24 protein-coding genes are annotated in these 23,105 nt (G+C 34.9%); 4 read left to right on the top strand and 20 right to left on the bottom strand.

The features are described from left to right. Positions 1–110: 110 nt before the first annotated feature. Positions 111–752 carry a hemolysin III family protein gene (locus LG296_RS09110; protein ID WP_107936109.1) on the top strand — a complete coding sequence of 214 codons (642 nt, stop codon included), beginning with the start codon at positions 111–113 and terminating at the stop codon, positions 750–752. A gap of 150 nt (positions 753–902) precedes the next feature. Here the strand turns inward: LG296_RS09110 and LG296_RS09105 are convergent, their stop codons facing one another. The 10 genes from LG296_RS09105 to LG296_RS09060 form a co-directional block, all read right to left on the bottom strand. Further along, positions 903–3,953, bottom strand: coding sequence for an MMPL family transporter (locus LG296_RS09105; protein ID WP_404427950.1), 3,051 nt, complete (start codon positions 3,951–3,953; stop codon positions 903–905). A gap of 26 nt (positions 3,954–3,979) precedes the next feature. Beyond that, positions 3,980–4,483, bottom strand: a complete 504-nt coding sequence (locus LG296_RS09100; RefSeq protein ID WP_107936105.1) for a MarR family winged helix-turn-helix transcriptional regulator — start codon at positions 4,481–4,483, stop codon at positions 3,980–3,982. A gap of 222 nt (positions 4,484–4,705) precedes the next feature. Beyond that, positions 4,706–5,614 (bottom strand): SDR family oxidoreductase, encoded by a 909-nt coding sequence (locus LG296_RS09095; protein ID WP_107936103.1) that lies wholly within the window; start codon positions 5,612–5,614, stop codon positions 4,706–4,708. 345 nt (positions 5,615–5,959) lie between these two features. Then, entirely contained in the window at positions 5,960–6,505 is a 546-nt protein-coding gene (locus tag LG296_RS09090; RefSeq protein WP_107936101.1) for an NADPH-dependent FMN reductase, read from the bottom strand. A gap of 39 nt (positions 6,506–6,544) precedes the next feature. Further along, entirely contained in the window at positions 6,545–6,979 is a 435-nt protein-coding gene (locus tag LG296_RS09085; RefSeq protein ID WP_107936099.1) for a MarR family winged helix-turn-helix transcriptional regulator, read from the bottom strand. Positions 6,980–7,098: 119 nt separating this feature from the next. Next, the gene (locus LG296_RS09080; protein ID WP_107936097.1) at positions 7,099–7,452 is read right to left on the bottom strand and encodes a DoxX family protein; all 354 of its coding nucleotides are present in this window, start codon (positions 7,450–7,452) and stop codon (positions 7,099–7,101) included. Positions 7,453–7,668: 216 nt separating this feature from the next. Then, complete coding sequence (locus tag LG296_RS09075) at positions 7,669–8,379, bottom strand: hypothetical protein (protein ID WP_404427949.1); 711 nt, start codon at positions 8,377–8,379, stop codon at positions 7,669–7,671. Further along, entirely contained in the window at positions 8,376–9,251 is an 876-nt protein-coding gene (locus tag LG296_RS09070; protein WP_107936092.1) for an ATP-binding cassette domain-containing protein, read from the bottom strand. The genes LG296_RS09075 and LG296_RS09070 overlap by 4 nt, the downstream gene beginning before the upstream one ends. Next, positions 9,244–9,615, bottom strand: a complete 372-nt coding sequence (locus LG296_RS09065) for a GntR family transcriptional regulator (protein ID WP_107936090.1) — start codon at positions 9,613–9,615, stop codon at positions 9,244–9,246. Before LG296_RS09065 ends, LG296_RS09070 begins: the two co-directional genes overlap by 8 nt. Positions 9,616–9,839: 224 nt before the next feature. Continuing rightward, entirely contained in the window at positions 9,840–10,739 is a 900-nt protein-coding gene (locus LG296_RS09060; protein ID WP_107936088.1) for a LysR family transcriptional regulator, read from the bottom strand. Between the two features lie 130 nt (positions 10,740–10,869). Between LG296_RS09060 and LG296_RS09055 the strand changes: the two genes are divergently transcribed. Beyond that, a complete protein-coding gene (locus LG296_RS09055) occupies positions 10,870–12,087 on the top strand; it encodes an MFS transporter (protein ID WP_107936086.1) in 1,218 nt (405 codons plus the stop codon). Positions 12,088–12,187: 100 nt separating this feature from the next. Here LG296_RS09055 and LG296_RS09050 read toward each other — a convergent pair whose 3' ends face one another. The 5 genes from LG296_RS09050 to LG296_RS09030 form a co-directional block, all read right to left on the bottom strand. Further along, a complete protein-coding gene (locus LG296_RS09050; protein WP_107936084.1) occupies positions 12,188–12,628 on the bottom strand; it encodes a CoxG family protein in 441 nt (146 codons plus the stop codon). Positions 12,629–12,783: 155 nt separating this feature from the next. Further along, on the bottom strand, positions 12,784–13,470 hold the full coding sequence (locus tag LG296_RS09045) for a DUF3600 domain-containing protein (RefSeq protein WP_107936082.1): 687 nt from the start codon (positions 13,468–13,470) through the stop codon (positions 12,784–12,786). Next, positions 13,463–13,990 (bottom strand): sigma-70 family RNA polymerase sigma factor, encoded by a 528-nt coding sequence (locus LG296_RS09040; protein ID WP_107936080.1) that lies wholly within the window; start codon positions 13,988–13,990, stop codon positions 13,463–13,465. The genes LG296_RS09045 and LG296_RS09040 overlap by 8 nt, the downstream gene beginning before the upstream one ends. Positions 13,991–14,402: 412 nt before the next feature. Further along, on the bottom strand, positions 14,403–15,218 hold the full coding sequence (locus LG296_RS09035) for an undecaprenyl-diphosphate phosphatase (protein WP_107936078.1): 816 nt from the start codon (positions 15,216–15,218) through the stop codon (positions 14,403–14,405). A 132-nt stretch (positions 15,219–15,350) separates the two neighbouring features. Continuing rightward, positions 15,351–16,226, bottom strand: a complete 876-nt coding sequence (locus LG296_RS09030) for a DMT family transporter (RefSeq protein ID WP_404427948.1) — start codon at positions 16,224–16,226, stop codon at positions 15,351–15,353. Positions 16,227–16,388: 162 nt separating this feature from the next. Between LG296_RS09030 and LG296_RS09025 the strand changes: the two genes are divergently transcribed. Next, positions 16,389–17,261 (top strand): LysR family transcriptional regulator, encoded by an 873-nt coding sequence (locus LG296_RS09025; protein WP_107936074.1) that lies wholly within the window; start codon positions 16,389–16,391, stop codon positions 17,259–17,261. Between the two features lie 109 nt (positions 17,262–17,370). On the opposite strand, the gene LG296_RS09020 is transcribed toward LG296_RS09025, so the two are convergent. Both LG296_RS09020 and LG296_RS09015 read right to left on the bottom strand, forming a co-directional pair. Beyond that, positions 17,371–17,871 (bottom strand): hypothetical protein, encoded by a 501-nt coding sequence (locus LG296_RS09020; protein ID WP_107936072.1) that lies wholly within the window; start codon positions 17,869–17,871, stop codon positions 17,371–17,373. 268 nt (positions 17,872–18,139) lie between these two features. Continuing rightward, the gene (locus LG296_RS09015) at positions 18,140–18,706 is read right to left on the bottom strand and encodes a DUF4256 domain-containing protein (protein ID WP_107936070.1); all 567 of its coding nucleotides are present in this window, start codon (positions 18,704–18,706) and stop codon (positions 18,140–18,142) included. A 223-nt stretch (positions 18,707–18,929) separates the two neighbouring features. Here LG296_RS09015 and LG296_RS09010 point away from each other — a divergent pair, with 223 nt between their 5' ends. Next, on the top strand, positions 18,930–19,652 hold the full coding sequence (locus LG296_RS09010; protein WP_107936068.1) for a metal-binding protein ZinT: 723 nt from the start codon (positions 18,930–18,932) through the stop codon (positions 19,650–19,652). 99 nt (positions 19,653–19,751) lie between these two features. Here LG296_RS09010 and LG296_RS09005 read toward each other — a convergent pair whose 3' ends face one another. The 3 genes from LG296_RS09005 to ltrA form a co-directional block, all read right to left on the bottom strand. Next, positions 19,752–21,227: a sodium:solute symporter gene (locus tag LG296_RS09005; protein WP_107936066.1), complete on the bottom strand. Its 1,476-nt coding sequence runs from the start codon at positions 21,225–21,227 to the stop codon at positions 19,752–19,754. Further along, positions 21,227–21,412 (bottom strand): DUF3311 domain-containing protein, encoded by a 186-nt coding sequence (locus LG296_RS09000; RefSeq protein ID WP_285842055.1) that lies wholly within the window; start codon positions 21,410–21,412, stop codon positions 21,227–21,229. The genes LG296_RS09005 and LG296_RS09000 overlap by 1 nt, the downstream gene beginning before the upstream one ends. A gap of 296 nt (positions 21,413–21,708) precedes the next feature. Continuing rightward, positions 21,709–22,971, bottom strand: a complete 1,263-nt coding sequence (ltrA, locus tag LG296_RS08995; RefSeq protein WP_107937924.1) for a group II intron reverse transcriptase/maturase — start codon at positions 22,969–22,971, stop codon at positions 21,709–21,711. Between the last annotated feature and the right edge of the window lie 134 nt (positions 22,972–23,105).

Genomic DNA, 23,105 nt, shown 5'->3' with positions numbered 1-23,105 from the left:
CCTATACTTTGTGTATTTATTGTTCACAATTGTAAAGAAATTTATATGACAAATGATAGTATCTGTCCATTTATTATTCAAGTATAGTGAAATCACAGGGAGTGAAAACGATGAAAAATAACGAAGCATTTGATTATAAAAATTGGAAAGAAGAATTATGGAATGCGATTACACATGGAATTGGCTTATTTATAAGTATTCCCGCTTGCGTCATTTTAATAATTCTCGCCGTTCAAAAAGGAAGCACGGTCCAAATTGTTTCTAATTCCGTTTTTGGAGCTTCACTTGTCCTTTTGTTTTTAATGTCAACTTTACTACACAGTATGCCCGAAAAATATAAAAGATTTTTCTCTATTTTAGATCATTCATCTATTTACATACTTATTGCAGGAAGCTATACACCATTTTTGTTAGTTGCCGTGGATGGAGTTTTTGGAATTGTTCTCCTTTGTACCATCTGGTCAATCGCTATTTTTGGCGTAGTATTTAAATGTCTATTTATCCATAAATTCGAAACTTTCTCATTAATACTTTACATTGTTATGGGCTGGCTAATTATCTTTGCCATTAAACCATTGTACCAGTTCCTGCAATTTGATGGATTCACTGTTTTACTAGCTGGAGGATTGCTATTTACTTTTGGCTCAATCTTCTACGCTTGGAGAAAAATCCCCTACAACCATGCAATTTGGCATCTGTTCGTTATTGCGGGCTGCGCTTGTTTAGTGATATGTGTGGCAGTATATCTTTAAACGAAGTTAGCAGGCTATTTACATTTAGCAATATACCCAACACGAATTATCTAAAAACCTAAAATAAAGGGAATCAATCATAAAATTTGATTGATTCCCTTTTTATAATGGTCTTATGCGAAACCTATTCTTTCAAAAATATTTTACTTATTACTTTTCCTTAGAAACCAATTTTTTTAAAGCTTCTGGTAAAGCGATTAACGCTGGGACAAACAGTGGAAGTAAAATAAAGCATAAAACAATCAGTCCCGTTATGACTGCAATCACTAATTCAGTTAACAGGACAATTCCTGCTGGCATTAATGTAGCGAATGTACCGCCAAGAATAATTACTGCTGAAATAATTACTCCACCTGTATGCTTAGATGCAAGCACAATTGCTTCTTTTGCAGTAAGCTCAGGGTATTCCTTAAAGCGCATCATTAAGAAGATGCTATAGTCTACTCCAAGTGCCACGATTATGATAAAGGAGAAGAAAGGAACAAATGAAGAAATTCCTGCATATCCCAAAATATCTAGGAAAATAAAGTTAATGATGAACATGGCAGTATAGTACGCGCCAATAAGCGACGCTGTGATAAATACTGGTGTCCAGAATGAACGAATCACCAGGAATAACACGAGTAATACACCAATAATCACAATTACTGTTGTACGATTTAAATCCCTTGATAATACATCGTTCATATCATTAGTTGTTGCACTTGTTCCAACAGTTCCGCTCTTTGCATCAGAAAGTTGTGTTCCTTTTAGCCCGTTGGAAAGCGCATCATTAATTTGACTTACTGTTGCCAATGCTGCATCTGAATATGGATCATCCTTTAAAACTACTGTCAATTTAGTGATTTGACGATCCTCAGACATAAATGCATCCAAGGATTTTTTAAATTCTTCGTTTGTTAAAGCTTCCTCAGGAATAAAAAATGTCTTATTCGTATTTAGCTGAGTTAAATAACCATTCGTTTGATCAAGCCCGCTTGATATTTCTTCCAACCCATCATTTACATCAGTTAATTTATCGCCAAATTCACCGAAACCATTAAGACCTGCAACTAACTGCTGTTGACCAGCCTTCATTTCACTCAGTCCGGTATTAACTGCATTCATATTGGTTACGATTGTGTCAATTCCTGAAGATGCTTGTCCAAGGCCATTCTTTAATTTTTTCAAACCATCTGCCATCTGCGATAAACCATCAGTCATACTTGCCAGACTTTTATTCGCAGTGGCAAAGCCTGCATTTGCTGTATTATAGTTTTCATTTAAAACAGCGATACTCTCAGGTGTGATTTGACTTAGAGAGGTTGAAAGCTGATCGATAGTTTGTTTTAGTGCTTGGAAGTTTGAATCTGTTTCAGATCCCTCGTAACTATTGCCTATTGCATCTGTCATAGATTGCATTTGAATAAGTGCACCTTTGACTGCTAATAGCGCGTTTGCTGCATCTTGATAATGTGTTCCCATTTCAGAGTAACCAGCCTGCAATTTCCCATAATTTTCTGCTAAAATCGCAACTCCATTACTCATAGCTGAAAGATTAGTTTCTATAGCTGCCAAGCCATTCTGAATCGTTTGTGGATTATTAGTCCCATCATCGATTCCAGCTTGAATTTGTTTAAGACCATTTGCTAAGGCTGTAACACCAGCCTGAAGTTTTTCTGTACCATCAACCATTTGGCTTGCTTTAGAAAAGTCGGCGGATTTTAAACCTTTTTGAGCTTCTGACAATCCGCTATATATTTGGTCGACTCCAACTTTTGTTTGGGAAATTCCATCTGTAACACTTCCCATTTGACTATCGACATAAAAGTCTTCAATTGGCTGTCCTTGAGGCTGAGTAACAGAAGAAACCATTTTCACACCATCAAGGGCCTTTAATCTCTCTGTAATATTATCAATAATAGCAAGAGATTCATTGTTATTAAGTGGCTGATCATTTTCAATTACAACAGTAGCCGGCATAGCTTGACCTTTTCCAAAATGCTCTGCTACTAGATTAATAGCTTTTGATGAAGGATAACTATCTCCTAGCTCTCCAACTGTATCGAAATTAAGTTTTTCGTCATGAAGCAAGATCATCGGTAAAATAAGCACGAGAATAATCACCGTAACAAGTATCGGATGCTTAGTACCGAAGGAAGAGGTTTTCTCCCAAAATTTATTCTCCTTATGTCCCCCTACATTTTTCGATGGCCAGAAAATTTTCTTGCCTAACACTTTCATGATAAATGGTGTTAATGTCAAAATTTCGATCAATAAAATGGTTACGCCAATCACAACAACTACACCAGATTGATAGATTGGAGATTCAGAGAATACGAGTGCAAGGAAAGCTATAAATACAGTAAGAATACTATAAGCAATTGTTTTTCCCGCTGTTTTATACGTATTAATTATTGAATCATCTACTGATTTACCATTAGCTAATTCTTCTTTAAATCGATTAAATAAAAGAATGTTATAATCTGTACCAATCCCGAACAAGATCAAAACTAAAAGCATTTGCGTAAGACTCGTAATTGGGAAGCCAGCTTTATCAATTAGCTGTGCAGCAATCCCCATTGACACAAGGTAGGAAAATGCTACTGCCACAAGAGAGATAAAAGGAGTAACAACTGATTTAAAGGCGATAACTAATACTACGAGTATGAAAATCACCGTCAGTGCAGCACTTTTTTCAACTCCTGCCTGTGAAGCTTTTAAATAGTCATTATTTATGAAATCTTCACCACTAAGATAAAATTCGACAGGGACACTATCAAGTTTGTTTTCAAACTGTGTCTTAATGTCATCGATTTCTCGTCCTTTTTTATCTAACTTATAGCTCACCATTAAGGTTGTACCATCTTCAGAGAATAAAGAGCTCTTGGCATCTGGTAAACTGAAAGGGTCAATCATTTCTGTAATACCAAGCTCTTTGCTACTACTGCGAATTGATTCAACCGCATCTCCTATTTTTTGCATTTCTTCCTCAGAAATTTTATCTTCATCGTAAAAAACAATTAAATTATCTGTTCCTTCAGTGGTATTCATTTTTGCCAAAATATCCCCTGCGATTACAGAAGGACTATCACTACTTGTACCTTCCTGTCCTTTTTGTCTTAATATCGCATTAATATCTGGCTGTATTATTGTTAACAATATTGTCGCAATAAGCCAAATTACAAAAATAGCCCAGCGTCTTTTTATGATGGTTTTCACCTTGTAGCCTCCATTTTTACTATATGTTATTTCCCACGTTTTTCTTTTTCAGAGAAGTATAATATGTCGATGAAATCATAGTTGTCAATTCCCTCAGCAAGCATTTTTTCTTTTGCGGCAGACACTAATAATTTCATCCCTTTCTCCACTATTTCTTGCTCTTCTTGAGTTAAAAGATTCATTACACCAATTAGTGACTGATTTGTGACCTCGGAAATACTTTCATCAATTTTTTCAACTAAACTAGGAGCTAACGAAATATCTACTAGTCGTTTATCTTTTTGATTTGGCCTTTTTACCAGCAATTCTTTTGCAATCAATCTATCCACAATATCTGAAACCGTACTTTGAGTCATTTTCAAATTTTGCGAGAGTTGCTTAATGCTAACAGTTTTATGGGCATATACATCGCCAATAACCCTTATTTGAGGAATAGTTACGCCATGCTCTTCTGCTGTTTTCTGTAAGCTTTTCATCGTATAGCGGTGTATAAAATCAATAGATTCACCAATAAACTCAGCTTTATTCACAGTTAGTATCCCCTTCCTTAGATAAATCGGATACGATACATCGTACACGATATATATTAAGAATAAAAAATTCCTTTGTCAATGTTTATTATTTTCATTCATAGATTTTATGGCCTATTTTTTAAGTTACTTATAGAGATAAAAGTCATATATTACTAAGTTGACTTTTGTTCCATTAAAAAATAGCCATCCAAAATGGACGACTATAAAAAGGGTGTTTTTTTATGATTGACGAATTATTCCTCCATTTACATGAAGTACTTGACCAGTTACGTACATCGACTCGTTAGCTGCGAGGTATACAAATGCAGGAGCGACTTCAAATGGCTGAGCTGCACGTCCCATTGGTATGTCAGTACCCAGTGTTGCTACATCATCTGCTGGATATGTGCTAACAGTAAGTGGTGTCCATGCCGGCCCTGGAGCAACACCATTTACCCTTATTCCCTTTTCTACAAGTGATAGTGCCAAGGACCGTGTAAATGATACAACTGCCCCCTTTGAAGCTGCGTAGTCAAGTACGTTCTTTTCTCCCTCATATGCAACTCTCGAAGCTGTATTAATAATTGAGCTACCCTTCTTTAAATATGGAAGAGCAGCTTTTGTCATATAAAATAATGGATATACATTTGTTCTGAAGGTGTCGTCAAGTTGGTCATTAGAAACATCCATAATATCCTTTGTGTAAGGCTGAACCGCTGCATTATTCACTACAATATTAATTCGCCCAAATTTCTCTATAGTATGAGTTATAGCATGCTCAGAAGTTGTTGGTTCACGCAAATCTCCTCGGATTAGAAGACAACTGATTCCGAATTTCTCTACATATTGCTTTGTCTCTTGTGCATCTCGATCCTCATTAAGATAGACGATCGTTAAGTTAGCCCCCTCTTTCGCATAAGCTACTGCCACTGCACGTCCAATACCACTATCGCCACCAGTAATAAGCGCAACCTTACCTTTAAGCTTTCCACTACCTTTATATCCAGCATAATCAAATATGGGTCTTGGATTCATTGCCCATTCCATGCCAGGTGCCTGATCTTGATGCTGAGGCGGAAAAGCAATTGGCTGTTGCACTCCCTTTTGTACTACACCTAGGTACGGGTAAACCGGATAATCTTGAGTCATTTTTTCAAGTATCCTTCCATATATAATTTTTATAAAATCTGTCTAAAGGCAACTTTAGAGGTATAGTATGTCGCATGCTTTAATATTGTGCAGTTCAATAATTATGAAAACCTATAAATGGACTCTTTACTTGTCCTTCAAATTTTAACTAATCATATTACGAACGAATTTCATATCTAAGACAATTAGCACTAGAATATCGAATCCGTAATATTAAGATAGATTAGCATTTTTCCGTACCCGTCACTTTTCACACAGTCCATAACATGAATAAATCTTGAAATACAAAACGAACATCAAATACTACTAGAGGTAGCATCCGATGTCCATTTAACTATCAATATATTATTTTCTTAATGTTAGTAAGGCGCCGCTCCAAGCAATAACTTGGTCAAGCATTGCATTTACATTTGTAAGGTGTAATTCAGCTGGTTTGAATGTTGTATAGTTTTCAAAATCTGTGAATAGAGATAATGTAGGGTGTACGCGTACATCTGCAATCATTAACTCTCCCATAATTCCGCGCAAATGCTCTGCTGCACGAGCACCACCAGTCGAACCGTAGCTCACAATACCAGCTGCTTTGTTATTCCATGCTTCACGAGCGAAATCAATTGCATTTTTTAAAGCTCCACTGATGCTGTGGTTATATTCTTGCGCAACAAATACAAAACCATCTAGGCTAAATAATTTTTCATTCCAAGCTGCGATTCCTGGCTCTGAACCATCCGTAGTTCCTAAGAATGGTAATTTATAATCTGCAATGTCAACGATTTCATAGTTTGCGTCTCCGCGGCTATCTGCAATTCCTTTAATCCATTCAGCCACTTGTGGACTAACACGTCCTTCTCTTGTGCTTCCAATTATGATACCAATGTTTAGCTTTGTCATGATTAATTTCCTCCATCACTTGTTTTTTAATTTATTTATCTAACCTTGTGCACCCATTCCAATTCTTTTTAGTAAATCAATTAGAAGTTCTTTTTCCTCATCCGAGATAAATGAAAAGTTTTCAGAAATAGTAGTAGCATGTTTAGGGAAAACCTGATCAAAAAGTGTTTTGCCTTCTTCAGTCAGTACAACATTGGATGCCCTTCTGTCGTTTGGGATAGGCTGTCTTTCAACAAGCCCCTTTTTCTCTAACTTATCCACAACGTAAGTGATACTTCCACTTGGGATTGACAATGTTTCACTTATTTTTTGCACTGGATGAGGCCCTTTACTATAAAGCAATTCAAGAATCATAAAATTTTCACTACTGATCTTATGATTGGCGATATCCTTTTGTATATTTTCAACAACTGCTTTCGTTGCTTTTAGCCAAACACGAAATAATTTTAAATCTAGATTATTTTGCTCTTCCATTACTCAATCTCCTAACTATAAGGCTTATCTTCGTCTACTATATAAAGGATAATCAACTTCAGTTGGATTCTCAATAAGCAGCACCCGAAGCATCTACCTTTAGGACTTGATGAGCAAGCTTAAATTAATGAACCAAAATTAATAACCAGTACGATTAATCCTAAAAATAACAGAATAATTGGCATCATCAAATCTTTTACAGCATCTTCAATTTTGATATGAGTGAAAATTGCACCAAGCATCGTCACAACGATTACTAAACCACCCCATGCTGCCAAAGCTGAATTCCAAATACCCGCAATAACTAATACAGCTGCAGCAAGTTCAACTACTCCTGTAAATACTCTAAACCAAGCAGGGTAACCATAATTCTTAAAGCCTTCAACCATTTGCTGAGACCCAAGCTTCATAAAACCAAACATTAGGAACCCTAAACCTAATAGAACCTGTAAAATTATTGATAAAATCGTCAATTACTTTCTCTCCCATTAGACTAACAATATTTAGCCTAAAATTATTTATCCTAAACTTAGGACTATTTTATCCTAACACTAGGCTATATTCAAGTCAATATGGGATTGAATACTTTTTTAACCTCTTAAAATAAAAAAAGAACAAATTTCCCGTGGGGTTATTTGCTCGATAATTTAAAAGCCCGAATACACAATCTGTATTCGGGCATGGGTACATTAAGTTGTTCTCGTACTCTGTCTAATAAGGACTCGATTCCCTTTTTCTAAAGGGGCATTTCTCATTAGTAAATAAGATATAAGAAGAAATGTAAAAGATAATCCAAACAAAATCACAATAAATAGCATATAGTTATCGAAAATCACATCTAAAATCTTACTTATCTCTGCAAATAGAGCTACAATTGTAACCGCAATTATTAGGAACGTGGCTAAAGAAAGAGTGAAAAGTGTGCCATAGTTAAACCATATTGTTTTTGCGATTATGCCGAGACTAAATACAAAGATAAGCCACGTAAAATCTATCCATAGCTCCATAAGCAAATTAGAATCATTCACAATATTGGCTAAGTGAAAAAATTCAATAGTATTATTAGCATTAATAATTTTACTCAAATAGTAAAATAAATTTAAAAGTAATATACTTATAGCACCATATATCAAGCTCGAAAGATAGAAAGCAAACACAAATTGCTTCCTAGTCCCGCAAAATGAAAGTATATATTGATAGCCTTTAAAATTTATAAATGGATATAACAGAAAGACAATAAAAAGTGGTCCGTGCAAGAAAAATATTCCTGATTTCGCTACATCAAATACACCTAACAGATTAAAGAAAATAAATAGCACAAAAGTAATTGTGGCATTTATATAAAAGGTCATGCTCATTTCCTTTATCATTAACCGGAATGGTCCAACAAATGAATTCATACATTATTCACCTCTTTTTGAGTAGTAAAGCTTATGAGATAATCCTGTAATGGTACTTTTTCTACGTTAATGCCAGCTTCCTTGGCCTTTAATTTCCAATCATTTGAAAATACATCATCAATCATCACACTAATCAGCTTTCCGAGCGTTCTTTTTTCTAGTACTCTTTCGCTAACAATTAAAGGTTCAATTGCCTCCCGTGATCCAGATAAATGTACACCTCGCATTTTTAACTCCTCAGTATCTTGATAGCGTACAATAGTATGCTCATTGATAATTGCAATTTTTTCACACAATGCTTCAATCTCTTCAATATGATGAGTAGATAAAATTATTAAACGAGGATCCTCCTCTAATGTACTCAGCAGCGCTTCTTTAAACTGCTTCCTCATGTATGCATCAAGTCCGTTTGTTGGTTCGTCCATTATCGTTATCGGAGATTTACTAGCAAGTCCAATAACAATTTGAATCATAGTTTGCATACCTTTAGAGAATTGTTTAATCTTCTTTTTTCTCGGTAATTCGAACAAAGTAACTAGATGCTCTGCCAGCTCACTATCCCAATTTTTGTTGAATAATGCCCCGAAACGTAAGGCATCCTCTACATTCCAAAGGTCTGAAAAAGGGTGATTTTCCTGCATGTATGTGATAGTATTCATCGCTTCATTGTTGTTATACGGTGTCATCCCGTTAACACTTATCGTTCCTGCATCTATATTTTCCAAACCAGATAAAAGCTTCATAAGAGTCGTTTTTCCAGCACCATTTCTGCCCCATAATCCTATGATAATCGGCTCTGTTTCTAATAAATTCACATTCTTTATCACTTGATTACTGCCATAAGAAAACGAAACATTTTCGAGTTTAATCATCCCTATAATCCTCCTCGATTAAATTTTGTAGCTCTTCTTTTTTAATATCAATCCGTTTAGCCTCTTCAAGCATTGGTTTTAAATACTCGTTGTAAAATTCCTCCTTACGTTTATCAAGCAATTTTTGTTTGGCTCCTGATGCAACAAACATACCAACCCCGCGTTGTTTATATACATAGCCAGCTTCAACTAATTCTGCAAGGCCTTTTTGAACCGTTGCACGATTAACTTGGTAAAACTTTGAAATTTCTGTAGTTGAAGGAATTTGGTCCCCTTCTAGCAACTCACCTTCGACAATATCATTTGCAATCATTTCTGATATTTGCTGAAATATCGGCTTCGAATCATCTAAAACAACTTTCAAGAATTTCTCACTTCCTCACACGTTGAACGGTTGATTAGTTATGTAATCAACTATACATCGAATCCCTCTATTTGTAAACTGCTTTCAAGCTCATTAATAAAATTACATTATTTAGGAAAATAAAAAGAAACCATTTTGATAAGCTACTTCAAAATTGGTTTCTTTCATTACATATAATCCTCTAAAATAGTTGTTTAATTATCTGCGTTTTTAAATCCAACCTGTCAAACCTGAAAATACTCGAGAAATTTTTGAATTAAACGAAATTGACTTCGATTTTTTGAGTAAATACCTCCAAATAGTAGGTTAAAATTAAGTGGAAATCCTGTTAAGGGGATTGAAATAATCCGTCCACTTTCCAAATAAGGATCATCTGTTAGCATTAGACTGGAAAACAAACTAATTCCTACACCCTCTGCCACCGACTTCTTAATTACTTCCGAATTTGTTGATTTAAAAATAATATTCAGTGCACCGTACTGTTTTTCAAAGTCTTCAATTAAATTGATGTAAAAATTCTTCCCATAAATTACAAAGGGGTGTTCTCTAATATCCATCAACTGCAGCTCCTTACTAAAAGCTAATGTGGAGTCCTTTGAAACAATCACATTAAATGTCGCTTGTGATTGAAATGAATGAAAGGAAATGTATTCAGGAAACTTGTGTTTTACAGAATTAGATATGGCGATTAACCCCAAATCGATTTTGTTTTGATTTACGTGTTCAATAACCTCTCTATTATCTAGCTCCATGAGCGTTACTTTTATTTGCGGGAAATCCTTTTTAAATTTTGCTAAGGCTTTAGGTAAATATGTCATAAATATGCTTGGCACTGTAGCAATCTTTAACTCCCCTATATAAGAGGAGGTTAAAGATTGGACTTCTTCCTTTAATTCATCCGCTTTTTTTAAAATTTCAAGTACTTTCGTAATGATAACCTTGCCTTCTTCTGTTGGAAGCGTTCCATTTCGAGAGCGTTTAAATAGTTCAACCCCAAACTCTTTTTCCAATAATGAAATCGATTGACTGATAGCAGATTGGGTCACGTGAAGGTTTTTTGCAGCAATCGACATTGATTTCGTTTCAACAACCTCTTTTATATATTCCAGCTGTTCAAAATTCATCGAACCTCTCCATTACATTAGTTTTGCTTATATTAACATTAATAAATATAATTATACATTAATGTTCTTTAACTATATAATCAATAAGGTTAAAATCCAATTTGAGTTATATAAGAAAGAAGAGAAGTAAATGAAAGAAAAGATATGGACAAAAGATTTTATCTTTGTATGTTTAAGTAATTTTTTTGTATCGCTGAATTTCTATATATTAGCCACAGCATTCCCTTTATATGTAAAAGATATCTTAAATGGCAATGAGCAACAGATGGGACTAGCTATCACTATCTATTCTCTTGGGATTGTACTAATTAGACCATTCTCTGGACAATGGGTAGACCGTTTCGGTAATAAGAAAATGGCTCTCCTCGGACTGGTAGTCTTTCTTATCGCATCCTTCTGTTACTTTGGTGCAATGGGAATAATTGTTTTCTTAATCATCCGCTTTCTTCACGGGATGGCCTATGCCCTTGCTTCCACGGCTACGACTACAATTGCTTCATCACTAATCCCAGTCTCAAGACAAGGTGAAGGGATAGGCTATTTTAGTATGTTCATGAGCCTGGCAATGGTTATTGGTCCAGCATTCGGACTATTTCTATGGAAAGACAAAAACATCACATTACTGTTAGTAGCTGCCTGCATCATTTCAGCATTGTCACTTCTATTTGCTTGTGCCATGCGTGTCTCATCGCCAAAACGTTCTAATACTGAAGTACAAATTACAGAGCCCATAAAGAAAAAGAAAATGCAATTCAGTGATTTTATTGAAATAAAAGCATTACCAATAGCATTACTCGCATTTTTACTAGCCTTTTCTTATAGCTCATTATCAGGTTTTTTAGCTTCATTTACCGCTGAAATCAATCAAACTCAAATAGCAAGCTTATTTTTTGTTGTGTTTGCTTTGATGATTGTTGTTTTTAGACCTATTGTCGGGAAGGCTTTCGATAAATATAAGGAGCATTATTTGTATTATCCAGCAATTTTATTGTTCGGGCTGGGACTAATCTTGCTTAGTCAATCTCATTCTGGAAAAATGGTCTTATTTTCTGCATTGATAATGGGGATAGGTTATGGAACATTATTTTCGTGTTATCAAGCACTTACCGTTAAGAACTCTCCTATTCATCGCAGAGGAATTGCAACAGCGACATTCTTATTATTTTTTGACCTTGGCTATGGCATAGGCTCATATTTTATGGGGTTAATCGCTTCAATCGTTAATTACAGCATGATGTATCAAGCAGCCGGTATCATCACATTATTATCCGTTTTCTTATATTACGTATTACATCATCGACCACAAGCCAAGGAATCTATAAAAAAACAAGATCAGCATGCTATATAATTAGTGGGGTACTCAAGAAAAGCCTATTACTTTTTGTAGTTATACAATAAGTAACAGGCTTTTTCCATATAAATGAAATGAGATTTTCAATCTTAGAGAACTATGAAAATACTAGGATCTTACGTGCAATTGATTCAGTTAAACGAGATGCAACTTTTGGAACTGCCCATTTAATTACTGGCGTTAACACTGCACCCGAAATGCCTCCTGCACTGACATCTACTGTACATGTCATTGTTGTTTTACCATTTATTTCTTCAGCAGTAAATTGACCACTTCCTGTAAAATTATCCGATAAACCCTTTAGTTCAAACTTTATATTTGAAGGTTCTTCCCATTCAGTAATATCAACTTGGGCTTGAATAGTTTTTTTAATTCCCTTGACACTGCCTTCAAATGTCCAAATGGATTGCTTATCATTGATTAATTCATGTTCTTTATAGGCCGGTACTGTAGGTGCCCAATTTTCCAAGTTACTTATATAATCCCAAACTACTTGTACTTCTACCGGAATTTCCACTGTATGTGTTCCTGTTGCCATTATGATTCCTACTTTCAATATGCGTTATTAGTAATATTTACATAAAAATATTATTACATAAAAGAAGTAAACTTACATCAACATTTTCGATAGGAATTTATGTTCAAAGGGAGAATAGATTTTACTTGGAAATTAGATAGTCTGTCATTCTTTTATCAATTATTTATTTGTAGTTCATTAACATAATTTAAGAATTCACTTGCTTTTACATATTCGTCTTTAACTTCGGTAGGAATCATATCGATTTCAGGAGTACTTGAAGTTCCTACAAGTGCCATTGTTGTTTCATAAGTGATTAATGCTTGAATATATTGTTCATACTCTTCATCTGTCAGTAAATCTCTACTGGATGGTAGACTATTTAACTTATCAAAAATTGGTTGGATATCATACATTACCCCCTCTATCTCCTCAGTCTCTCTCTTTGGAACTAAAGAAAAATTTATATTCCCATTTTTATCCCCATAATCAAGCTTTGCACTAATAATGATATTTAGTAGCTCTTTGAACTTTTCATACTCTTCTTCTCCTAAATTACCTTTTGCTTTATTTAATTTAGCATCAAATAATAGATAGTTTTCCATTGTAAAATTAGTCACATGTTTTTTCACATTGTCAAAAGAACCATATAAATCGTCAGCAAGCAACGATTGATAAGCAAATGTTCCTGTCGGGACTATTATACAAGAGGCTAAAACCGCAATTGCGATTTTTCTTTTCACAAATCGTTTAACACTCCCCGCCAACTCATTTTTTGCAGCTTGGATTCCCAATTTACTTCTTTCATTAATTTCGTCTGGAAGAACAATTTTTTTTATTTCTTCTTTAATTTGATTATCCATAATTGCCTACCTCCTTAGAATTTTCGCGCAGCTTTTCTAATGCCCTATATAAAATTGACTTTACTGTACCAAGGGGAATTTCTAATACCTCCGATATTTCCTTGAATGTTAAGTCGTCATAATATTTTAGTAATATAACGTTCTTTTCATCATCCTTTAAAATCTCCATTAAACTAAGAATCGATAATGATAGTGCGATATCTTCATCTTCATAAACTGGAGTATGTAACTCAAATTTCGGATTTAATGGGATCACCTTTTTATTCTTATTGATGAGATTTAAGGAACAATTTATTGTAATTTTCATTAACCAGGTCTTGAAGTATTCCGGTTTTTTTAATGTGCTTATTTTCTTAAATGACTGATAGGCTACTTCTTGAACTATATCCAATGCATCGTCCTTATTTTTCACATACACATAAGCCATTCTATAAATATCAGCTTCAAATTCCTGAAAAAGTACTAAGTAAGCACTATCATTCCCTTTTTGTGCCTTCCTTACTAGGCGTTTTATGTTCACTACCTTTTCCTCCTTCCGTTTGCAAATACAACTATTAGACAAACAGGAATCTAATTTGGCTCAGATTCTAAGATCTTTTGTGAAAATTATATATTTTACTTTGAGTACCAAAAGAGAAAACTCGAATACTAAAAGTATCCGAGCCTGATATATATTTTAATTATCTAGGAATGTATAAGCCTAATAGAGTATTATACGGACCAGTTATATGCATGTGTGACCCAATCCTCTAACTATCGAATATGTAAAATAAAAATGACAGAACAAGTAACAGCTAATTACTTCTTATTACCTTATTCATCACCTGAATAATATTTCCAAATTGCACCATATATTATTATAGATTGTTTAATCAAATTTCTTCAATAAAAAAACCGCATACAAAGAATGTACGCGAGTTAGAATATCAATATTAAAAGAAGATTAGTAGGAGTATTCCTACAAGAAAACAATAATAGGTAAAATATATTAATTTTCCATTCTTCATAATGCCCATAAACCATTTCATCGCCACATAGCTCATGATTAATGTAGAAAGAAATGCTGCTAGATATGGTATTGCTAAATCTGTTTTATTTGGCTCATTTATGAAATCAGATAGACCTAAAATTACCCCTCCGAGACTTACTGGGATATATAATAAGAACGAAAATCGAAGTGCTGTTTCTTGTTTCATGCCAACAGCAATGGATGTAATGATTGTTGCCCCTGAACGACTAATTCCTGGTGTTAAAGCTACAGCCTGTCCTAAACCAACTATTAATGCATCCTTAGTCGTAAGATGACGTTCATCTTTTACACCCTTCATATTGCGAATTAACCATAACGCGATTCCCGTGACAAAAAGCATTATTGCGATCATTGTCATACTAACATGTTCAGCTATATAATCATCCAGCAGTATCCCAAGTACCCCTGCTGGAATTGTACCAATTATGATAAAACTCACAAAACGGAAGTCACTCTTGTACCTGTGATTTTTTGTTCTAACATAATAAATGGAATTTGTAGCTATTCTACTAATATCATGTCTATAAATATAAAGTATCGCGCATAGTGAAGCTGTATTGGTTAAAATTGCGAAAGTAAAACCTTGTTCACCTAATCCTAAAAGCTCACTTGCTATCATTACATGGCCGCTTGATGACACAGGAATTGGTTCTGTAAAGCCTTGTACTAAACCAATAATTATCATTTTAATGATATAAAGAAAATAAGACTCTTCCATTATGCCCCCTTATTCTTCAAAGAATTTTATAGATACAGATAAAATATGAAATCCTTGAATAAATTTAATGTTTTTATAGTTCTATTAATCTTCTCCTAACATTATTACAACGACGTAATTAAAAAGAAGGTTCTACACTTTTTTCCTAAAATTATTAAAAGATCTAAATAATTCTCCATATGCTGCGCCTCCTAAGATTAATACAGCACCACCCATTTGAACTAGACTTAACTGTTCACCTAATATTAAGGCTGAAAAAATCAATGCTGAAAGCGGTTCTAAATAACCGAGGATGGAAACAGACTGTACAGGAAGCTTACCAATCGACGAAAAATATAAATAGCAACCAATTCCCGTATTCACAACACCTAATAATAGTATAGGAAACAAATTCCCATCTACTATATTGACCGAAAAACCTTGTTTAAATCCTATAAAAATAGCAACTGTTAAAAAGCTGATGACTAGCTGTCCCGTCGCATTTTCAAGGCCTGTTATGCTTCTAGCCTTTTTGTTAAAGACAACCATAATAACATACATGAATGCTGACAAAATCCCAAATATCAATCCTATAGAAACCGTCCCCTGCATAAATGCCTGAACGTTTACACACAGCATCCCGATCATAACTGCAATAAATCCGAGTATCTTAGCCCTTGTCATTTTTTCCTTAAATAGAAACGGTGATAGAATCATAACAATGACTGGTCCACAGTAATAGGCAAGTGTGGCAATACTAACACCAATTTGATTGAAGGCTTCAAATAAAAATATCCAGCTTGCACCCATCGCCACCCCGGAAATTAGCAAATACATAAAGTGTGCTTTATTTTTTAAAATGTGTAATTTTTGCTTTGTTAATATAAATATGGCGATCAAAAATATGCTACCAATTAAAGTTCTAAGATAAACAATCTCATAGCTGGTCAATAGTATGTAACTCGCAACAATTCCATTAGAGCCAAATAAGAGCAATGCGAATACATATTTAAAATAAGTATTTTTCACTTTAAGTTCCCCCAAGCCTCTTGTGAATGCCTAACCATTCTGTAAACCCATCCCTTTTAAACTTGATTTTTCAATAGCAATAGAATAGCATACCCATATATATAACAAAATTGAATGTTTCTCATGCTTTACATAACAAAACCGAATGTTAAGGAGGGAACTATGAATATCCAAAAATATATGGCGTTTGTAAAAGCTGTAGAATATGGGAGCTTCACAAGAGCTGCGGAAGCATTGAACTATACTCAATCAGGTATCAGCCGAATGATTAACGATTTAGAATTAGAATGGGACGTTTCACTTTTTGAAAGAGGACGTGCAGGAATAAGCTTGACCTCTGATGGTATCAAGCTGCTTCCTCAATTACAGCGAATATGCAATGAACATGAAATTTTAATGACACAAATCGAGGAATTACAAAATTTACAAACAGGAATAATCCGTATAGGCACTTTTTCAAGTGTGGCAACACATTGGCTACCAAATATCATTAAATACTTTAAAAAGGACTATCCCAATATCGATTTCGAATTGCTTTTAGGAGATTATACAGAGATAGAGAGCTGGATATTGGAAGGACGTGTTGACTTTGGTTTTTTAAGACTACCTACTAGTAACGCACAACTGGACACGATAGTTTTAGAAGAAGACAGATTGCTCGTAATAATACCTCAAGATCACTCATTTGCTGATGCTGATAATTTTCCAATAAGAGAATTATTAAGCAGTCCCTTTATGCTGTTGGAAAAAGGGGCCAAAGCAGAAATCTCTGAAATTTTCGAGAAGCATCAAATTACTCCACAAATTTCTTTTACAACCTGGGATGACTATGCGATTATGTCTATGGTTGAAAACGGTTTAGGCATCAGCATATTGCCAGAATTAATACTAAACCGTATTCCCTATCAGATATTTGCGAAGGAGCTTGAAATACCTGCATACCGAACTATCGGCATTGCAATGAGAGAGCGAAAATCCCTTTCTCTAGCAGCCAAAAGTTTTTTAGAGTATTTACATTATAGAAAGAAAATGTAAAAAGTTCTTACTGATATAGAGCTTGCAAATTATAGAAACCTAAAAAAGGAGCTTGATAGACTAAGCTCCCTTTTTTAACTATATACATTTGAATCCAACTATCATTTCACTAATTCTTTAATTCTGTAGATAATTCTTGAAGAGTTACCCAATCAACAACTTTTTCTTTTCCAACTCCGTCAATCTTATAGTTAATTTTCACTCTCCGATTACTATCTTCTTTTACATCCTCACCCAAAGTTAATTTAAAAACGATTTTACCTTCCTTTTGAATTTCTAGATTTTCGATACTTTTGAGATCTCCAATATCTGATTCTGGCCAAACACCTGATGTTTTTAATGGATCTGCACCATAAACTTCATATTTTATTCCATCTTCTTTATATGTAATTGTCTCTTCCTTGTTTTTTATTAATTCAATTGAATCGATTTCAACTGGTAAATCACCAGTCCACTCTGTTTTCGTCACGATAAAATAAGTTTCATTTGCTTTAAAGGGAAATCCAGTATTATATAAAAGAAAATCTCCATTTTCTTCGACCTGTCCACTGCATCCAATAATAAATAAGAAACTGACTATAAAGCTAACTATAATTAATAATTTTTGCATAATATCCCCTTCCGATAAGTCATGTTCTATCATCTTTACTTATTTTACCATAATATAAAAACGTATAATTTTCAGCAAAAAGTTTAGTAGATTTATATTTAATAGGTGTAAAAAACTCGAATACATTAGAGCGTATTCGAGTCTATAAGTACCATATATTACTTAGGATTTTAAACATTGCTTGTACGTATTAAGATTAGGCATAATATTTTTAATATCAGCACACTTCTACAATTCTCTGCAAAATAAATCTAATTTCAATCTAAAATTAAACCCTTAGTGAACCACGGAATCCCCTTGCAGCATAATAGGATTCTGCTCCATTGTGGTATAGAAAGACTGTGTCATAACGACAATCGCAAAACAGTGCCCCACCCAATTTTCTAATATTCTCAGGTGTTTTCACCCAGCTTGAAGTTTTATTATCGAATTTCCCTAACCTTTGAAGCTCACGATACTGTTCTTCAGTCAGTAATTTAATGCCCATTTCAGCAGCCAAATCTATAGCACTATTTTCTGGCTTGTGCTGCTTTCTTGATTCGAGTGCTTCTCGATCATAGCAGAGGCTCCGGCGACCTTTAGGACTCTCTTTTGAACAATCAAAAAATATAAATTCACCAGTTTCTTTATCCTGTGCAATGACATCTGGTTCACCGTTAGTCAATTCCATATAGTTAAGTGACCATAATTTTTCAGCATTTGTCTCAAGCCTAGCTCTTACTTCTGACCACTCCATCCCTTCATGTCGATTCATGTTCTTTTCGAATCGCTTTTTCAATAAATCAAGTATTTCTACACGTTGTTCAGGTGACAGCTCTACACCTTTTTTTGCCATGTGCTTTCCCCTTTATCATTAGTATTTTAACTAATTGTCTAACTAGAGTATCCCTATTAAGGATAATAATAACAAAGATAATCATTGGTAAGAAAGAAAATATATAATTATTCCTATTTCGAGTTTTATAAACCGTAATAATTACTATTTACGTTGACATTTGCAAATTAGCTACGTATAATCATAAAGCGTAACAATTACTATTTATAAAAGGAGAATGATGATGAAGGCAAAAATAAGTTGGTTAAGTATTTTGGCATTAAGCGCTATGTTAGTTGGCTGCGCTGAAGAGGAAACAAAGGATAACTCGGTTGAGCAAGCTACCACTCCATCCGAAGAAACAACGACAAGCGAAGAACAGGTACATAATCATGATCACGACCATAACCACAGTCATGACGAAGATTCAAAGGATATTTATGCAGGCTATTTTGACGATGAACAGGTAAAGGAACGTGAACTAAGTGATTGGGCTGGAGATTGGCAATCAGTCTACCCTTATTTACAGGATGGAACTTTAGATGAGGTATTTGAGCACAAGGCAGAGCATGATGATACGAAAACCGCAGAAGATTTTAAGGCCTACTATGAAATTGGCTACAAAACGTCAACTGATCGAATCGTTATCGAAGGAAATAATGTAACATTTTACGATAACGGACATGCCCACATGGGAGAATTCGTGTATGACGGTTATGAAATTTTAACTTACGAAAAAGGCAATCGAGGCGTTCGTTTTATTTACAAACACACAGGTAACGAAGAAGGCGTGCCTGGTTATATTCAATTTAGTGACCATATTATTTCACCACAAAAATCTGATCACTTCCATTTATATTGGGGAGATGATCGAGCAGCGCTATTAGATGAAGTAGAAAATTGGCCAACATACTACCCAGCTTCTATGGATGGACATACGATAGCACATGAGATGATGGCACACTAGTATTCTATTAAACAATCAAAGTCTACAATATAATGTTTTATTTAAGCTTCTAAAAAAGCTCGAATACATAGCGTATTCGAGCTTTAATCTATCATTTTCCTAACCTACTTTACGTTCTGTAAATAATAGATCCATAATAGGGTTTGAATTGCGACTGTTAGCTCTTGCAAAAATAGGATTTAGAATCATAAGTATCAGGATGTTTGCCATTAAACCCCAGAAACCTTCATAGATGCCATAAGTCATTCCTGTTGCAGAAACTGTAAACGTTACCACTAATCCTACAATTAACCCGATAATCGTTGCCTCTTTCGTTTGCTTTTTCCAGAACAAGCTAAAGACAATAGCAGGGAAAATTTGAACCATTCCAGATACCCCTAGAAGTTGAAGTGATACAAGGGCGGTTGGGAACAACATTCCAAATACCAGAGCTAATCCGATAACGACAAATACCATAGAACGTGTAATAAGCGTTAACTTTGCAGGAGCTACCTTCGGATTAATAAAGTCACGATAAATATTATTCGCAAACAAATTGGAAGCCCCAATCGCCATAATCGAACATGGAATAAGTGAAGCAAGAGCAATTGTAGCATATGCTAGACCTTGAACCACCCCGCCATAAGACATTTGTATTAAATTTAATAATGCAAAACGAGGATCACTTCCCTCTGGTAATACATGAAATGCAGCGAAGCCTAGAAACACAACCAGAATCAGCACTATATTATATAGTGGTAGATAGATTGCATTCTTACGAAGTGTATCCGCGTTTTTTGCCGTTAATACTCCTGTTGCACCATGCGCCCACATAAATAACGCTAAACCAGAAACAAGTGAAGCGGTTAGAAACCAAGGAATGCCCTTTGGACCAGTTGTTGGAATTGTGAGAAGCTCAGGAGACTCGACCACAATTTTATTAATCATAGAGCCCCAACCACCAAAATGAATCATTGGAATAGTTACTACAAGGAACAGCATAATAACCCAGATTAAAATATCTTTGATAATTGCTGTATAAGTTGGCCCTTTGATACCACTAAAGAATGTATATAGTGCGACTAATAAAAACGATATAATAACAACTACCTGAACATTAATATAACCTGTACCAGCTACACGTAAAGTATCTTGAATACCTGCTAACTGTAAATCAATATATGGAATAAGCATTAATACACCTACAATGGCTATTAGCAATGATAAAAACTTACTATCAAAACGGCCCTTTGCATAATCGGCAAGGGTAGTGTATTTAAACTCTTTTGCAACCTTCCAAAGCTTTGGTAAATAGAAATAAGAAATAAAGAATGCAATAATCGTGTAAGGAATAGCAAAGAACGCAAGACTACCACTTGAATAAGCAGTACTTGTTAAGCCAAGAAACGTATAAGCTGTATATAAATCAGCACCGACCAAAAGCCAAACAAGTAATGGTCCAAATTTCCTTCCGCCAACTGACCACTCCTCAACAGAGCTTCTACTAGACTTATCTCTTCCCGCTATAAAACCAATTAATACAACCGATAGTACTATAAAGCTTGTGACTAACAAAGCTGTTAAATTTCCTTGCATCATTCAATACTCCCTTCCGATTTTTGGATTCTATAAATGAGATAAGTACATACAGGCACAATGACCATGCTTAAAAATAGCCAGAAATGGAAGAAAGGCAGACCTAGAACAATTGGATGAATTCGGTTAACAAAAGGTATAGCCCCCAGCATTAAAATAAATGGTAAAACGATTAAAATCGCCATTATCAATCTTTTCAATATATATATCCCCCTTCAGTAATATTATAATAGTTTAATATATTGAAATTGTTAGAATTTACTAATAGTATCATAAAGACAGCTTAAAACAAGTGCTATTTTTTTAAAATAGTAAGAAATAATCTTAAATTAGCTACTCGTAGGATTTCATATAGTTCAAAAGTAATCCGATAGTATATTTCGATAAGATATTACTTGCTATAAAATATCGAGTAGGAGGGAGTGATTAACTCCCGACCTCTCACACCACCGTACGTACGGTTCCGTATACGGCGGTTCAATTAAGATGAATAACGCAAAGTTTCGTAACGAACTTGCAGACTTTTCAGCCCTTGGCTTTCCCAATAGGAATTGCCGAGGGTTCTGTGTAATATGGGGCTATTAGAAATGCGCCAGTACCCTTTCCGGGTGTTTCCCCACTCGTATGCTTTTCCAAAAGGAACTTTCAATCGAGTAAGATTTCTGACTCTTGTTCGAGGTTTCTTCCAATTCTTCCATAGACACATCCTTAATCTTCTTTTAATCCAGCTATCTAGTGATTTGAATGTGGAACTTGTATCTGCTAATGCAAAATAACCACACCACCCCATTAGATACTGGTTTAACTTCTCGATTCTGTATTCCATGGAATATGGCATCTTTCTTGAGGTAATCTCTCGTATTTTCATCTTCATTCGGACTAGACTTGTTTTCGCAAGACGAACTTTTGGTTCTTTGTGATTCGTGAAACTAAAACCTAAGAACTTTCGGTTCCAAGGACGATCTACTGCTGATTTCTTTTGGTTTACTTTTAAACGAAGTTTTCCCTCAATAAATCTTTGTACACTCGCCATTACTCTTAACCCCGCACGTTCCGTTTTCACATAAATATTGCAATCATCTGCGTATCGAACGAATTTATGTCCACGTTCCTCCAACTCTTTATCAAGTTCATCTAGAACTACGTTTGAAAGTAGAGGACTTAAAGGTCCACCTTGTGGTGTTCCTTCTTCTGTACTTGAAACCACTCCATTTATCATGACACCGGCTTGGAGGTATTTACGAATAAGTTTTAATAAAGGTTTATCTGAAATTCGTTTCGTTAATGTTGCCATTAGTCGGTCATGATTAACCTTATCGAAGAATTTCTCTAAATCCATGTCAATTACCCATCGATAACCTTCCTTTAAATAACCCTTTGCTTTCCGAACGGCGTCATGGGCGCTCCGATTTGGACGGAATCCATAACTGTGGTCCGAAAATGTTTCGTCATATTCCTTCGATAAAATCTGCGAGATAGCTTGTTGAATCAAACGGTCTGTCACGGTTGGGATACCTAGTAAACGCACACCACCATCTGGTTTCGGGATTTCGACTCGACGTACTGGTTGCGGTTCATAGGTTCCATTCAAAATCTGCGATTTAATGGTTTCCCAATTTTCGAGCATGTGCTGTCGTAAGGTTTGTACGGGCATCATGTCTACTCCATGGCTTCCTTTATTCGCTTCAACTCGCTTTAGCGCTTGTATCATATTTTGCCGTTCAAGAATTTGATTCAACATCACCATTTCGTTCCTTTCCGTGATTAGCTTATCTTCTTATGCCCATCTGAACTCCACCCTCCGCAAATACCCTCGTGGGATTCACCACTACTTTCTAAGCGTGAGGTTTCTCTGTTTTCTGTGCTCATTCATTCTAG

Source organism: Ureibacillus chungkukjangi (assembly GCF_044795995.1).
Taxonomy (GTDB): Bacteria; Bacillota; Bacilli; order Bacillales_A; family Planococcaceae; genus Ureibacillus; species Ureibacillus chungkukjangi.
The sequence above is the reverse complement of the archived record's forward strand: the minus strand, read 5'-3'. Positions and strand labels throughout refer to the sequence as shown.